The 14832-nt window shown below is 35.6% G+C and carries 14 protein-coding genes, 2 pseudogenes and 1 riboswitch; of the genes and pseudogenes, 13 read left to right on the forward strand and 3 right to left on the reverse strand.

Annotated elements, in window-relative coordinates; translation table 11 throughout:
* Positions 1 to 73 precede the first annotated feature (73 nt).
* From ACX5JI_RS04680 to ACX5JI_RS04700, 5 genes are all read left to right on the forward strand, one after another.
* Positions 74 to 862, forward strand: coding sequence for a hypothetical protein (locus ACX5JI_RS04680; protein ID WP_459499910.1), 789 nt, complete (start codon positions 74 to 76; stop codon positions 860 to 862).
* A 63-nt stretch (positions 863 to 925) separates the two neighbouring features.
* The gene (locus tag ACX5JI_RS04685) at positions 926 to 1153 is read left to right on the forward strand and encodes a BhlA/UviB family holin-like peptide (protein WP_000389069.1); all 228 of its coding nucleotides are present in this window, start codon (positions 926 to 928) and stop codon (positions 1151 to 1153) included.
* Positions 1153 to 2154 (forward strand): GH25 family lysozyme, encoded by a 1002-nt coding sequence (locus ACX5JI_RS04690; RefSeq protein ID WP_459499911.1) that lies wholly within the window; start codon positions 1153 to 1155, stop codon positions 2152 to 2154. The genes ACX5JI_RS04685 and ACX5JI_RS04690 overlap by 1 nt, the downstream gene beginning before the upstream one ends.
* Before the next feature lie 166 nt (positions 2155 to 2320).
* Positions 2321 to 3415 carry a response regulator aspartate phosphatase gene (locus tag ACX5JI_RS04695; protein ID WP_459499912.1) on the forward strand — a complete coding sequence of 365 codons (1095 nt, stop codon included), beginning with the start codon at positions 2321 to 2323 and terminating at the stop codon, positions 3413 to 3415.
* On the forward strand, positions 3412 to 3606 hold the full coding sequence (locus ACX5JI_RS04700; RefSeq protein ID WP_459499913.1) for a Phr family secreted Rap phosphatase inhibitor: 195 nt from the start codon (positions 3412 to 3414) through the stop codon (positions 3604 to 3606). Before ACX5JI_RS04695 ends, ACX5JI_RS04700 begins: the two co-directional genes overlap by 4 nt.
* A gap of 15 nt (positions 3607 to 3621) precedes the next feature.
* On the opposite strand, the gene ACX5JI_RS04705 is transcribed toward ACX5JI_RS04700, so the two are convergent.
* The 3 genes and pseudogenes from ACX5JI_RS04705 to ACX5JI_RS04715 form a co-directional block, all read right to left on the reverse strand.
* Positions 3622 to 3876: a hypothetical protein gene (locus tag ACX5JI_RS04705; protein ID WP_459500293.1), complete on the reverse strand. Its 255-nt coding sequence runs from the start codon at positions 3874 to 3876 to the stop codon at positions 3622 to 3624.
* An 11-nt stretch (positions 3877 to 3887) separates the two neighbouring features.
* Positions 3888 to 4460, reverse strand: coding sequence for a hypothetical protein (locus ACX5JI_RS04710; RefSeq protein WP_459499914.1), 573 nt, complete (start codon positions 4458 to 4460; stop codon positions 3888 to 3890).
* A gap of 211 nt (positions 4461 to 4671) precedes the next feature.
* Positions 4672 to 4863, reverse strand: a pseudogene (locus tag ACX5JI_RS04715) (hypothetical protein); the annotation flags it as partial.
* A gap of 111 nt (positions 4864 to 4974) precedes the next feature.
* On the opposite strand from ACX5JI_RS04715, the pseudogene spoVFB reads away from it, so the two are divergent.
* From spoVFB to ACX5JI_RS04755, 8 genes and pseudogenes are all read left to right on the forward strand, one after another.
* Positions 4975 to 5163, forward strand: a pseudogene (spoVFB, locus tag ACX5JI_RS04720) (dipicolinate synthase subunit B); the annotation flags it as partial.
* Between the two features lie 149 nt (positions 5164 to 5312).
* Entirely contained in the window at positions 5313 to 6359 is a 1047-nt protein-coding gene (gene asd / locus ACX5JI_RS04725; RefSeq protein WP_459499915.1) for an aspartate-semialdehyde dehydrogenase, read from the forward strand.
* Positions 6360 to 6381: 22 nt separating this feature from the next.
* Positions 6382 to 7614, forward strand: coding sequence for an aspartate kinase (gene dapG / locus ACX5JI_RS04730; protein ID WP_459499916.1), 1233 nt, complete (start codon positions 6382 to 6384; stop codon positions 7612 to 7614).
* A gap of 11 nt (positions 7615 to 7625) precedes the next feature.
* Positions 7626 to 8504 (forward strand): 4-hydroxy-tetrahydrodipicolinate synthase, encoded by an 879-nt coding sequence (gene dapA, locus ACX5JI_RS04735; protein WP_459499917.1) that lies wholly within the window; start codon positions 7626 to 7628, stop codon positions 8502 to 8504.
* 622 nt (positions 8505 to 9126) lie between these two features.
* A complete protein-coding gene (locus ACX5JI_RS04740) occupies positions 9127 to 10797 on the forward strand; it encodes a ribonuclease J (protein ID WP_459499918.1) in 1671 nt (556 codons plus the stop codon).
* A 98-nt stretch (positions 10798 to 10895) separates the two neighbouring features.
* Positions 10896 to 11645, forward strand: a complete 750-nt coding sequence (locus ACX5JI_RS04745; RefSeq protein WP_459499919.1) for a ClpP family protease — start codon at positions 10896 to 10898, stop codon at positions 11643 to 11645.
* Positions 11642 to 11845: a YlzJ-like family protein gene (locus ACX5JI_RS04750; protein WP_459499920.1), complete on the forward strand. Its 204-nt coding sequence runs from the start codon at positions 11642 to 11644 to the stop codon at positions 11843 to 11845. Before ACX5JI_RS04745 ends, ACX5JI_RS04750 begins: the two co-directional genes overlap by 4 nt.
* A 213-nt stretch (positions 11846 to 12058) precedes the next feature.
* The gene (locus ACX5JI_RS04755) at positions 12059 to 14455 is read left to right on the forward strand and encodes a DNA translocase FtsK (protein ID WP_459499921.1); all 2397 of its coding nucleotides are present in this window, start codon (positions 12059 to 12061) and stop codon (positions 14453 to 14455) included.
* A 204-nt stretch (positions 14456 to 14659) separates the two neighbouring features.
* A riboswitch (purine riboswitch) is annotated at positions 14660 to 14761 on the forward strand.
* The last annotated feature ends 71 nt before the right edge of the window (positions 14762 to 14832 follow it).

Consider the following 14832-nt stretch of genomic DNA (forward strand, 5'->3'; position numbering starts at 1 on the left):
AATTTTAATGTAAGGTATTTAGTTTCACATGTTAATATATATGTATATAGACATGATGGGGGTACTTAACAAAATGGCTAAACGGTTAATTATTGAAGATGAAGAACAAAAATACAAAGCGAAAAATGGTGTTGAACTAACTTTTTTAGAAGATCCTTACGGTGTAGCAAACTATGTAGGGAAATCTAAGTTGCTAGTTATTTTTCAATCGATGGGTAACGAAAAATCCGAATCACCAGCGGAAAGATTCCCATACACCTTAATCGACGGTTTAAAGCATTTCAATTGTAGAAAGATATATATTAAAGATGATTTTGGATTAGTAGGCTCATATTATCTAGGATTAAATGGAAAGTTTGATGTAGAAGAGGCTGTCATGGAGTTTCTGAAACATAAAATCAATGCATACGGAATTCGAAAAGACAATGTTACTTTTTTCGGTATATCAAAAGGAGCATATGCTAGCTTGAGTTTCGGGTTCAAATTGGGGATAGAGAACATTATTGGTGTTGTTCCTCAATTTGATTTAATGGCTTGGATCGAAAATTATAAGCCGTTCCTTTCTTATTTACTTCCAGAGGACGCAGATAGAAAGAGTAAGAGATTTTATTCTAGTTATCTAGAAAATGTGATAAAGGATTCTCGATATAAACCGAATGTGTATTTGATTACATCTATAAATGATGAAACGTATGAGGATCACATACCGCAATTGTTATCAGCATTAAAAGAAAAAGACATTAACACTAGAGTTTACAGTAATGATGAGGTTTTCGTTACGAGACATAATCAAGTAGCAAAAAATAGTATGAATGAAATATTGGCATTTATTAGCCATTGTTTAAGTGATTATAAAATATAAAAAGCTTTTAAAAAAGAGGGACAATCGTCTCTCTTTTTATTTTGCCAAAAGGAGATGGGAATGGTGGAGGACGCTATTTTCAATTCAGTTATTCAACAAGGAGCATTCGCAGCGTTATTCGTGTGGATGCTCTTTACTACGCAGAAAAAGAATGAGCAGCGTGAAGAAAAGTATCAACAAGTAATTGATAGAAACCAACAAGTAATTGAAGAGCAGGCTAAGGCCTTTGGATCTATTTCTAAAGATGTAACAGAAATTAAACAAAAACTATTTGAAGGAGATGTTCAGTAATGGGATACGTTGTAGATATTTCAAAATGGAATGGTGATATTAATTGGAGCGTAGCAGCTCCACAGCTAGATTTAGTAATTGCTAGGGTACAAGATGGGTCAAATGTTGTAGATCATATGTACAAGTCTTATGTAGCTTCTATGAAGGCTCATAATGTACCATTCGGAAACTATGCTTTTTGCCGATTTGTATCTGTGGAAGATGCAAAAGTAGAAGCTCGAGATTTCTGGAATCGTGGCGATAAGGATGCATTGTTCTGGGTAGTGGATGTGGAAGAAAAAACAATGGATAACATGAAGGAAGGAACACAGGCTTTCATTGACGAGTTACGCCGTTTAGGTGCTAAAAAAGTAGGGTTATACATTGCCCATCATACGTATGTAGAATTTGGGGCAGCAAATATAAATGCTGATTTCGTATGGATCCCACGTTATGGCGATAATAAACCAGCTTATCCATGTGATATTTGGCAGTATACAGAAACAGGCAATGTAACTGGTATTGGAAAATGTGATTTAAACAAATTAATTGGTAGTAAATCTTTAGATTGGTTTACTGGTGCTGGTACAAATAATGAAATTGTAGAAGAAAAAGATACTTTAGGCAGCATTACTGTAAGCGCTGATGTTACAAATGTACGACAAAGCCCATCGACTGATGCAAAAGTTATGCGCCAAGTCAATAAAGGGAGTAAACATCCATACTTAGCTTGGAGTTATGTTGACGGTCATTTTTGGTACAAAATCGCTGAGGATAATTGGTTGAGAGATGATGTGTGCTTTATCAATAAAGGTGGTAAAACAAATGGTGTCGTTTGGGTTTCTGGGACGAATATTAATCTTCGCAAAGGAGCAAGCACAGGAGATCCGGTGGTTAATGTAATTACAAAACAATCTGCATACGATGTACATTATCGTTATGAAAATTGGATTTACGTTACAGGCGAGGGTGTTGAAGGTTGGATGTACTTTGATGAATCTTATGTGAAATGGATTAGATAAAATAATTGCCGGCTTTTAAGTGAGTCGGCTTTTTTGTTTTTTGTTTCTGGGTGAATATTCTGATAATTGTTTTTCAAGTGGTTTTAAAGGGGACTAAATATAAAACGCGCTGAATTGTGTTAATATTTAGTAAAATATAGATAGATGACAAGGGGGATAATTTATTGTGGATACACATATAGTAACTAAAGAACGAATTAAGCATTCATTGGATGCTTGGTATCAATCAATGTTAAAACAAGATTTTATTCAATCTAAACTATTACAAGAAGAAATCGATTCTACAATTAATCATATCGAAGAAGATCAAAACATATGGTTTTACTATTCGTTATTAAATTTTAGGTATAAAGTATTAACAGATAGTATGAATATTTCTCATGATGAATTTGATAAAATTGATTCTTTACCAATTCCTAATGATGCACATTTAATATACTATTATCATTTATTCAAGGGTATTCATTTAATGTTCGTTTCAAATTACAATGAGTCAAAAAATCATTTTGAACAAGCTGAAGAATTATTAAAATATATGTCTAACCCAATAGAACAGGCTGAATTTAATTATAGAATTGCATACTTTTACTATCAGTCATACGAGCCTTTACTTTCAATTAACTATGTACGTGTAGCAAAGGACGAGTATATAAAACATACAGGGTATGAAGTAAACGTTGCTTTGTGTAACAATATATATGGAATGTCGTGTATAGATTTGAAGCAATATGAACAAGCCGAAGAAAATTTCACTTTAGCATTAGATGTATTTCAAAAATCAGGTATAGAAAGGTTCATTTTAATGGTTCGTCACAATTTAGGATGGTTATATGCGAATCAAAATCTTTCTAGTTCAGCTATCCGTCATCTTTTAGAAGTAACAAAGGTTAACCCTAACCACTTTAAAGCTATTTTTGCATTAGCACGTGAACACTATAAATTAGGTGAAACAAACATTGCAGCAGAACTAATTGAAGAAGGTTTAAATATATGTAATAAGTTAAAGAACAAAGAGTTTCAACATCGTTTTATGATTTTGAAAGAACTGAATAAAAAAGTTTCGGGTGTACTACTAGAACCTGTAGTTTTAGAAGGAATTTCGTACTTTGAAAAAGAAAGTTTATGGGAGTGTATTCAAGAATATAGCGAAGTTTTGGCTTTGCAATTTTACAAAGAAGAAAATGATTCAAAGGCAAGTAAGTATTTTTACGTCAATAATCAAGCCCAGAAAAAATATTTAGAAAAAGGAGCATTAAAATGATGAAAAAAAAGGGATTAATAATAAAAGGATTAGTAATTGCAGGGATTTTATCATTTGGTTTGAATCTTTCTTTAAGTACACAACAAGCAATCAATGTTGGTGATGGCGGAGCACCTGCAAGACCAGATTTAGTTTATGGAGATTATCCTACATCTAATCATGGGGATCACGGTGGAGTAGTACAACAGTAAACAACTTAATATATATTAAAAGGAAAAACCGGCTCTTAATTGAGTCGGTTTTTTTACTATGTATTGAACTTTAGCATTCATAAGTAACTCTTTTAATTCTTCTGTAGATAATTTGCTTTCTAACGCTTTACTTAAGTCAAGTATAGAAGTTTTATAATCTACTGCTACTTGTAAACTATCAGTCTTCTTTTTTTCTGCATTGTCTTTAGAACAACCTACCCCACTAATTAACATAACTGGCAATGCAACTGCTAATAGTTTACGTTTCATTGTTATATCCCTTATTTTGTCTCTTTCAACTTTTTATCTACTTCAAGTAGTAGTTTAGACGCTTTAGTCATTGACTCCCCACCTTGATGAACTAAATTTTCATCTTTTAAGATTAAACCACCATCTACTGTAAGTGCGCCCGTTTTTGCTGAATACATAGCGTCTTGTAGAATACTATGAACGTCTTTATATTTATCTCCAGGGTCTAAAGTAATTATCTTTTCAGTTGTTTTTGTAAAAGCATCCTTCTTTTCGTTGAATTCTGTTCCTTTGTCTATTACTGATTTATCACTAGCTACAATGTCGTTTAATTCCTGTATTTGTTTCGTAAAATCCCCCATTAAAGAGTTTAATTTTGACTTGTACTCTTTTTCTGCTTTAACCTTTGCGTCATCTTGGCTTTTCGCTTTTGCTACATTTGAACTATCAGACTTCTTTTCTTCTGATACTTGTAAGCTATCAGTCTTCTTTTCTTCTGCTTTTACTTCTACCTTCGTGTCTGCTTTCTTCTCTGCTGAATCTGTTCCGCAACCTGTTAGTAACATAAACGGAATTGCGAGACTTATTAGTTTCGTTGCTTTCATTATGTATACTCCTTTTAGAAAGTATTGTAATTAATTAACATATTGTACCATAACATAAATTATATAAATAAGATATAAAGATTTCCCATCCTTAAGAGAAAATTTGAGTGTTTTAACAATATGAAAAAATGTATTACGGTTGTAGGAAATCCCGCTCCATATGCTTTTTGAAAAAATTCCCTTATTGATTCCTCAACGTTTGGGAGCTTTTTTATACTCCCATAAACTCCTTATCAAAGTAGAACTTGTCCATTAAGTTATTGAAAATCCCGTTGAAACAAGCGAACTTACCCTTATTCATTTTTACTCCGGACTTAACTTTCATAACAAACTCTTTAATAGCTTTTAACCCAATAGTAAGCTCCTAATCCTTATCAAATGCTTTATCACCAGTAGTAAAGTTAATGTTAATGTAATTCTCCAAGAAATGGATTTGAAAATTAATTTAGTCTTTAAGTTTTTTTATATATAATAGAAGAAATTATATAATACATATATTTGTTACTACCCTGTTGGCGTCAACCTCATGCGCTTAATGGCCACAAAAAATATATACTTCGTCCCATTTGGGCAAGATGCCCCAGAGAAAAAACCAAACTCAATGGTAGCTCGTATGGAACTGCTTGAAGATACAATTATAGAAGCGTTGGAAGGGAAGCAATTACAGCCTGTTGTTGTGGAAAAATTCAGATATATGAATTGAGAAACGAAAAAAAACAGACATTTTTTTATGAAACCATCATTCTTACTGCAGAATATGATAAAATTAACGTTATTAAAGTTAGAAGGGGTACTTTATACTCCTTCTAATTCTAAGTATAGAAGAATTGGTATCTAGAAAGGGGCATAGTGATGGAAAAGCAAAAAACTTTTCATGTCGCTGTAGTTGGAGCAACTGGCGCAGTTGGTGAACAAATGTTAAATACTTTAGAGAAACGAGAATTTCCAATTGGGAAGTTAACGTTACTTTCATCTAAACGTTCTGCAGGCAAGAAGCTTGTATTTAAAGGAGAAGAGTTCACAGTACAAGAAGCAACTCCTGAAAGCTTTGAAGGAGTCGATATTGCACTCTTTAGTGCAGGTGGATCTGTATCGAAACAATTAGCACCGGAGGCAGCGAAACGTGGTGCGATTGTTGTTGACAATACAAGTGCATTCCGTATGACTGAAACTGTACCACTTGTTGTACCAGAAGTGAACGAAGACGATTTAAAAGAACATAATGGTATCATTGCGAACCCAAATTGTTCTACAATTCAAATGGTAGTTGCTCTTGAGCCAATTCGTCAACAGTTTGGTTTAAAACGAGTAATCGTTTCCACATATCAAGCTGTGTCTGGTGCGGGCGCTGCTGCAATCGAAGAACTTCATGAACAATCACAAGCAATCTTAAATGGGGAAGAAATACAGGCAAATGTTTTACCTGTATCAGGTGATAAAAAACATTTCCAAATTGCTTTTAATGCGATCCCACAGATTGATAAGTTTCAAGATAATGGATTTACATTTGAAGAGATGAAAATGATTAATGAAACGAAAAAAATTATGCATATGCCTGAGTTAGAAGTAGCAGCAACATGTGTGCGTTTACCTGTTGTATCAGGTCATTCTGAGTCTGTTTACATTGAAGTAGAAAAAGAAGGTGTAACAGTAGAAGAAATGAAAAACTTACTTGCAAATGCAGAAGGAATTGTACTGGAAGATAATCCAGCAGAACAATTATACCCAATGCCATCTACTGCAGTAGGGAAAAACGAAGTGTTCGTTGGACGTATTCGGAAAGATCTAAATAATGAAAAAGGATTCCATCTTTGGGTCGTATCTGATAACTTATTAAAAGGTGCTGCATGGAACTCTGTTCAAATTGCAGAACGATTAGTAAAATTGCAATTAGTGTAAACGGCTAAGAGAAGGTGTAAAAATGAAAATTATTGTTCAAAAATTTGGTGGGACATCTGTACGTGACGAAAACGGACGTAAGCATGCCCTTCATCATATTAAAAAATCATTAGATGCTGGTTATAAAGTGGTTACGGTTGTATCAGCTATGGGACGTAAAGGTGAACCGTATGCAACAGATACATTATTAAGTCTTGTAAATCAAAATGAATCTAGTATCTCAAAACGAGAGCAAGATTTATTATTATCATGCGGAGAATTAATCTCGGCAATCGTTTTCTCAAATATGTTAAATGAAAACGGAGTACAAGCAGCAGCAATGAACGGTGCGCAAGCTGGTTTTGTGACAAATGATGATTTTACGAACGCAAAGATTGTTGAAATGAATTGTGATCGTATACATGAAGAATTACAAAATGTAGATGTTGTTGTTGTTACTGGATTCCAAGGGCAGACGAAAGAAGGCGATACAACAACACTTGGACGCGGAGGTAGTGATACTTCAGCATCAGCGTTAGGTGTTGCGCTTCATGCTGAATATATAGATATCTTTACTGATGTAGAAGGTGTAATGACTGCTGACCCACGCATTGTTAAGGATGCACGTCATCTTCAAAACGTAACATACAATGAGATTTGTAACATGGCTTATCAAGGCGCAAAAGTTGTTCACCCGCGTGCAGTTGAAATTGCAATGCATGCAAAGGTACCACTTCGTGTACGTTCTACGTATTCTGATAGTGAAGGGACACTGATTGCTGCATATGATGGTGCTACAAAAGGGCAGGATGTAGAAGAACGTCCAGTTACAGGTATTGCACATGTATCAAATGTAACGCAAATTAAAGTACTTGCGAAAGATGGATCATATGATTTACAGCAACATGTTTTCAAAGAAATGGCCAATGAAGGAATTAGTGTGGACTTAATTAACATTTCGCCTACAGGTGTTGCCTATACAGTAAGTGATAATGTGTCAAGACGTGCTGTTGAATTGTTAAAAAACCTTGGATATGAGCCGGTTGTGACAGAACATTGTGCGAAAGTATCTATCGTTGGAGCTGGGATGGCCGGTTATCCAGGGGTTACCGCTAAAATTGTTACAGCTCTAGCGGAAAAAGGTGTTCAAATTTTACAATCAGCTGACAGTCATACGACAATTTGGGTGCTTGTGAAAGAAGTAGATTTAGTGGAAGCTGTAAATGCATTGCATAGTGCGTTTGAACTTTCAAAAGAAAAGCGACTGGAACAATAAGGAGTGAGACCATGGTAGATTTTGGGACAATTGCAACAGCGATGGTAACGCCGTTTGATAAAAATGGAAACATCGATTTTGCAAAGACAACGAAATTGGTAAATTATTTAATTGATAACGGTACAACAGCAATCGTGGTAGGAGGAACAACTGGAGAATCTCCTACATTGTCATCAGAAGAAAAAGTAGCGTTATATCGCCATGTCGTATCTGTTGTCGATAAAAGGGTGCCCGTAATCGCTGGAACAGGTAGCAATAATACACATGCTTCTATCGAATTAACGAAAAAAGCAACAGAAGTTGGTGTCGATGCGATTATGCTAGTGGCACCATATTATAATAAACCGAGTCAAGAAGGGATGTATCAGCATTTTAAAATAATTGCTGAAAGCACAGAGCTGCCGGTTATGCTATACAATGTTCCAGGGCGATCTATTGTACAAATCTCCGTTGATACAGTTGTTCGTTTATCAGAAATACCAAACATTGTTGCGATTAAAGATGCTGGCGGCGATGTATTAACAATGACAGAAATTATTGAAAAAACAGCGGACGACTTTGCTGTATACAGCGGTGATGATGGTTTAACGTTACCAGCTATGGCAGTTGGAGCAAAAGGGATTGTTTCGGTTGCTTCTCATGTAATTGGAAATGAAATGCAAGAAATGATTGCAGCATTCCAAGCGGGAGATTTCAAAAAAGCACAGAAACTGCATCAATTACTTGTTAAAGTAACAAATGCATTATTTATGGCACCGAGCCCAACACCAGTAAAAACAGCGTTACAAATAGTTGGATTAGACGTAGGATCTGTACGTTTACCACTTATCCCATTAACAGAAGACGAACGATTAACGTTGCAAGGTGTAATGCAATCGATTTCTCGTTAATAAAAATGACCTAGTGTAAAAGCTAGGTCATTTTTATTATGAATGAAAGAATTGTCTTACGGTAAAGAATTAGTATTTTGTGAATTTGGCTAGTGTTTTTAAATGGGTTTAAATAAATATAGGCTAAAAGCATATGTAATTACTCGGGCGAGATTGTATGTTGTAAAATATACGACTCTATATACATCTAGTTCTTTTAATTTGTATTAATATGGTTGTAACTATGTTTGAAATAAAAAAGAAATCATAACGAATTTGTTGTGAATTGAAGATCTGTTTCCCTTGAAATTTCACTGGTTCTCCTCTCTTTCTCACAAATTAACTTGTGTTCTATTTCTTGTATCAGTTATAATATGGCTAAGTAGCTTAGTACGGGTATGCTTAGCAAAAATGGGAAAATTATGTTTTAACGGAATTTTCATATCATATCGCATAAGATATTTGATTTATATAATGAAAGAGAGGTGAAACCTGGTTTAAAAAACAAACAAGAACATGATATCGCATAACGGTAAGGACATTCGTCTTGGACGGTGAATATATGGTGGTTGTAGAGTTTCCCTGGTGTCTCTGCAATTTTAGTGAAATCAGTGTTTGCAAGATTTTTAAACCAGGCAACAACATGAAGAGAAAAGAGATTGATTCTGTAAAAGTATTTGCTCTTGGTGGAGTAGGTGAAATCGGGAAAAATATGTATTGTGTGGAAATTGATTCTGAAATTTTTATTGTTGATGCGGGATTGATGTTCCCGGGAGACGAAATGTTTGGAATTGATATTGTTATTCCTGATATTACATATTTAGTAGAGAATCAAGACAGAGTAAAAGGTTTATTTATTACACATGGACATGAAGATCATATTGGTGGGATTGTCTATGTACTGCGTAAACTATCTATTCCAGTGTACGGAACAAAATTAACATTAGGTCTTATACAAGAAAAGCTTGGCGAAGCGGGAATGCTAGGCCGCGTAGATTTAAAAACAATTGATTCTAATTCGACTGTAGAATTTAATACGACAACGGTTTCATTCTTTGGAACAACACACAGTATTCCAGATTCAGTTGGTGTGTGCTTCCATACATCAAAAGGTGCTATTGTATATACAGGAGACTTTAAATTTGATCAAACACCAATTGGTAATAGTGGGGCAGATCTGGGTAAAATGGCGCAAATTGGGAACGAAGGTGTTCTTTGTCTTTTATCTGATAGTACGAATGCTGAACGTCCTGGTTACACAGGTTCTGAAAAAGAGGTTGGTGTGGAAATTTCAAAAGTATTTTATAATGCAGAAGGACGCATTATCATTGCTTCTTTCGCATCTAATGTACATCGTATCCAACAAGTATTTGATGCAGCTGCTGAAACAGGACGTAAAGTGGCAGTAGTAGGTCGGAGTATGGTGAAAGTGGTTGATATTGCAAGACGCCTTGGATATTTAGAAATTCCAGATGGTATGGTTATTTCATTGCAAGAAGTTGATAATTTCCCAGAGAAGAAGGTAGCGATTTTAACAACTGGGAGTCAAGGTGAACCAATGGCAGCCCTTTCACGTATGGCGAAGCAAGCTCATAAACAAATTTCAATTCGTAAAGGTGATACAGTTATCATCGCAGCTTCTCCAATTCCGGGAAATGAAATATCGGTGTCTAAAATTATTGATTTACTATTTAGAGCTGGTGCAGAAGTCGTTTATTACGGAGAAAGAAAAGTTCATGTTTCCGGTCATGGTAGTCAAGAAGAATTGAAATTGATGTTAAATTTAATGAAACCGAAATACTTTATACCCGTACATGGTGAGTTTCGTATGCAAAAAGCACATGCGTATTTGGCGGAAGATGTTGGTGTCTTGAAAGAAAATATTTTCATCGTAGAAAAGGGCGACGTAATTGCTTTTGAAGGTGAAGAGGCAAAGCCAGCTGGAAAAGTACAAGCGGGCAATATCCTTATTGATGGATTAGGTGTAGGTGATGTTGGGAACATTGTCTTGCGTGATCGTAAGATGTTATCACAAGACGGAATTTTAGTCGTTGTTGTAACACTTGGAAAAGACGAGAAGAAAATCATCTCTGGACCAGAAATTATTTCACGTGGTTTTGTGTATGTTCGTGAATCTGAGGCGTTAATCGAAAAGTCTACAGATATTGTACGTACAATTGTTGAACAATCCATTAAAGAATATTCTATTGAGTGGTCTATGTTAAAACAAAATATTCGTGAATTATTAGGACAATTCCTGTACGAGGAAACGAAGAGAAAACCGATGATTTTACCAATTATCATGGAAGTATAAAAACCACCTTTACCGGTGGTTTTTTCTTTTTCATCCCTATCGCATGAAATTTGCAACTTAAGAAATAATAGTTGTATAAGAGTGAAAGGGGATGCGATATGATAGAACGTGATGGTTTAACAAATGAGGAAAAAGAAGCAGAACCGAAAGAGGATTCCAAAGAGGCATCAGTAATAGAGAAAATCCAACAGCTCGGTCAAACGAATGTTCCGCAAATGAATGAATCACGTATTCACTGCTTAACAATTGTTGGACAAGTAGAAGGACATATGCAGCTTCCACCACAAAATAAAACGACGAAATATGAACATGTGATTCCACAAATTGTGGCAATTGAGCAGAATCCGAAAATTGAAGGATTACTTTTATTGCTAAACACTGTGGGGGGGGATGTTGAGGCTGGATTGGCAATCTCTGAAATGGTGGCTTCATTGTCGAAGCCAACTGTATCTTTAGTTTTAGGTGGAGGGCACTCGATAGGTGTGCCAATTGCGGTTTCAACCGATTATTCATTTATTGCTGAAACTGCAACGATGACGATTCATCCAGTTCGTCTCACCGGTCTTGTCATTGGTGTACCGCAAACGTTTGAGTATTTGGATAAGATGCAAGAACGTGTAATTCGATTTGTAACAAAACATTCGAAAGTGACGGAAGATCGTTTTAAAGAGCTCATGTTTGCTAAAGGGAATTTAACGCGAGATATTGGAACAAATGTAATTGGAATAGATGCCGTGAAGTATGGTCTTATAGATGATGTTGGCGGTATTGGGGATGCGATTCGAAAGTTGAACGCATTAATAGATATGAAAATAGATGGAAGTCAAGACGGGAAGTTGTTGCAATGATTTTATATACAATTATGCCAGAGCAACTTGTGTACGAAGTAGATTACTCTCAATACGAACGACAAAAGGTAGTGAATGTAAATGGAGTCGAGATGGTTGTATTGGAAGAGAGTAATCAACATTATTCCGTTGTTCGTGTATTAAGTACCAATCCATCCCATTACCTACAGTATGAACCGGGTCAGAAAATAACCTTTTAGCAAAAAGCAGGATTTTGTTTAGAAGCTATGGTATAATATAAAAAACAAGACGGTTGAGCAGCCATGATTAGGCTGCTTTCTTCTGTTTACCTGACATTTTACAAGAAGTGTAAAATGTCAGGTAAGCAGATTTAAAAGATATGATAAATGATACGTAGAGGGACTTTTCAATGAATGAAAGTTTTACTTAATTTTTGGACTTGAGGTGAAGAAATGGCAAAACAAAAGCAAAGAGGGACGAAATCAAAAGCGAGACGTACCATAAAACCAACTTTGTATTACGAAATCGTCGGGTTGACTCTTTTTGCACTTTCAATCATTACAATTTTGCAACTAGGTGTTGTAGGAAAATCGTTTGTGTTATTTTTTCGCTTTTTCTTTGGCGAATGGTACATCATTGGCGTAATAGGTGTAATTGTTTTATCAGTCGCATTCGTTATAAAACGTGCATGGCCGAATTTGTTGAATAAAAGGTTAATTGGTGTTTATTTAATCGTGCTAGCGATATTAATGTTTAGTCATATTACATTATTTAACCTTCTTACAAAAGATGGAGCGGTAGAAAATACATCTGTGATTGTTAGTACAAAAAATATGTTCTTTCTTGAAATGAAAAAAGGTGCAGATACTGTCCATTTAGGCGGTGGTATGTTTGGTGCCCTTATGTTTGCAACTTGTTATTTTTTATTTGATGAAGTAGGAGCATATATTATTGGTATTATTTTTGTTATTCTTGGTATACTTTGCATTACAAATAAACATATTGGAGAAGTGTTAGCGCCAATTGGACGGATGATAAGAAGTCAGTTTCAAGTCATGCAAGGTGATTATAAAGATTGGAGATCGAAGCGTGTTGCTGAGCAAACAGAAAAGAAAAAAACGACAAGGCGCACGCGTAGTGAACGTTTCGATATGCAAGAAGAGAGTGTTGAACCAGCAGAAGAAATCGAAATTGGTCCACCAATTATTTCAAACTTCACAGAGAATTACCCAGTAAGTGAAGAAAAGGATAAAAATCGTGAAGATGAGGCTGCTGGTGATTTGATTGCACCGTCTGTTATGGAAGAGGAACATCCACCAGCTGCACTGAAAGAGCAGCCGCAAAAGAAACGAGGAGAAAAGATAGTTGAATCTTTAGAGGGGGAAACAAAAACGCCCCCAATGCAATTTTCAAATGTAGAAAACAAAGATTATAAGCTGCCTTCTATCGATATATTGAAGTTTCCAAAAAATAAGCAGGTTACAAATGAAAATGAGAAAATTTATGAAAATGCTCGTAAGCTTGAACGTACTTTCCAAAGTTTTGGTGTGAAAGCGAAAGTAACGAAAGTACATAAAGGACCTGCAGTTACGAAATATGAAGTGTACCCTGATATGGGAGTGAAAGTAAGTAAAATTGTGAGTTTAAGTGATGATTTAGCACTCGCATTAGCTGCGAAAGATATTCGTATTGAAGCTCCAATTCCTGGGAAATCCGCAGTGGGAATTGAAGTTCCGAATGCAGAGGTTTCTATGGTAACGCTTAGAGAAGTGCTTGATTCAAAAGCGAACAATCATCCCGAAGAAAAATTGCTAATTGGTCTTGGACGTGATATTACTGGTGAAGCAGTGTTAGCACGTTTAAATAAGATGCCCCATCTATTAGTAGCTGGAGCAACCGGTAGCGGAAAGAGTGTATGTATTAATGGTATTATTGTTAGTATTTTAATGCGTGCCAAACCACATGAAGTAAAATTAATGATGATTGATCCGAAAATGGTAGAGTTAAATGTATATAATGGGGTTCCGCATTTATTAACGCCTGTTGTAACGGATCCGAAAAAAGCATCACAAGCTTTGAAAAAAGTTGTGAGTGAAATGGAGCGTCGTTATGAATTGTTTGCACATAGCGGAACACGTAACATTGAAGGATATAATGACTATATTAAAGAGCATAATAATCAATCAGAAGCAAAGCAACCAGAGCTTCCTTATATCGTTGTAATTGTGGACGAGCTAGCTGATCTAATGATGGTTGCTTCTTCTGATGTAGAGGATGCAATTATGCGCTTGGCACAGATGGCACGCGCTGCTGGTATTCACTTAATTATCGCAACGCAGCGTCCATCTGTTGATGTTATTACAGGTGTTATTAAAGCGAATATTCCGTCTCGTATTGCATTTGCAGTGTCTTCACAAACTGATTCTCGAACGATTCTTGATGGTGGTGGCGCTGAGAAATTATTAGGTCGAGGGGATATGCTATTCATACCAATTGGTGCATCGAAACCGGTTCGTGTACAAGGTGCATTTTTATCAGATGATGAAGTAGAACGAGTTGTAGAATATGTTGTTGCGCAACAAAAAGCGCAATATCAGGAGGATATGATCCCGCAAGATGTGCCAGAAACAAAACAGGAAGTAGAAGATGAATTATATGACGAAGCGGTGCAACTTGTTGTAGAAATGCAAACGGCCTCTGTTTCTATGCTACAACGTAGATTTCGAGTAGGATATACACGTGCAGCGCGTCTCATTGATGCGATGGAGATGAATGGTGTAGTCGGTCCTTATGAAGGTAGTAAACCGAGAGAAGTTTTAATTAAAGATATACAAGAAAAAAGTTCTTGATAAAAAAGCCCAATTCCTTACAATTGGGCTTTTTTATATAAGATTTTTGTTATATACTATAACCAGTGTTAAAGAAAGGGCTTACATTAATATTGATACTTTAGAATACGAATGCTTTTCGTGATATTTTTGAAAAATGTTCGATATTAAATGTAAAAAAATGTTGAATTGTGTTGACACATATGGGAGCAGGTGGTACGATTACTTCGAAAAGAATCACTGCCTCATATAATCTTGGAGATAAGGTCCATAAGTTTCTACCTGGCAACCATGAATTGCTAGACTATGAGGGGAAAAGTGTGTAACAAAGGATTAAGGGATCTTTGTACCTAACTTTTTCTCTATATGAGGAATGGGGTGGTGCAAAGTTTTTTTTA

This window comes from Bacillus sp. C1, from assembly GCF_054570475.1.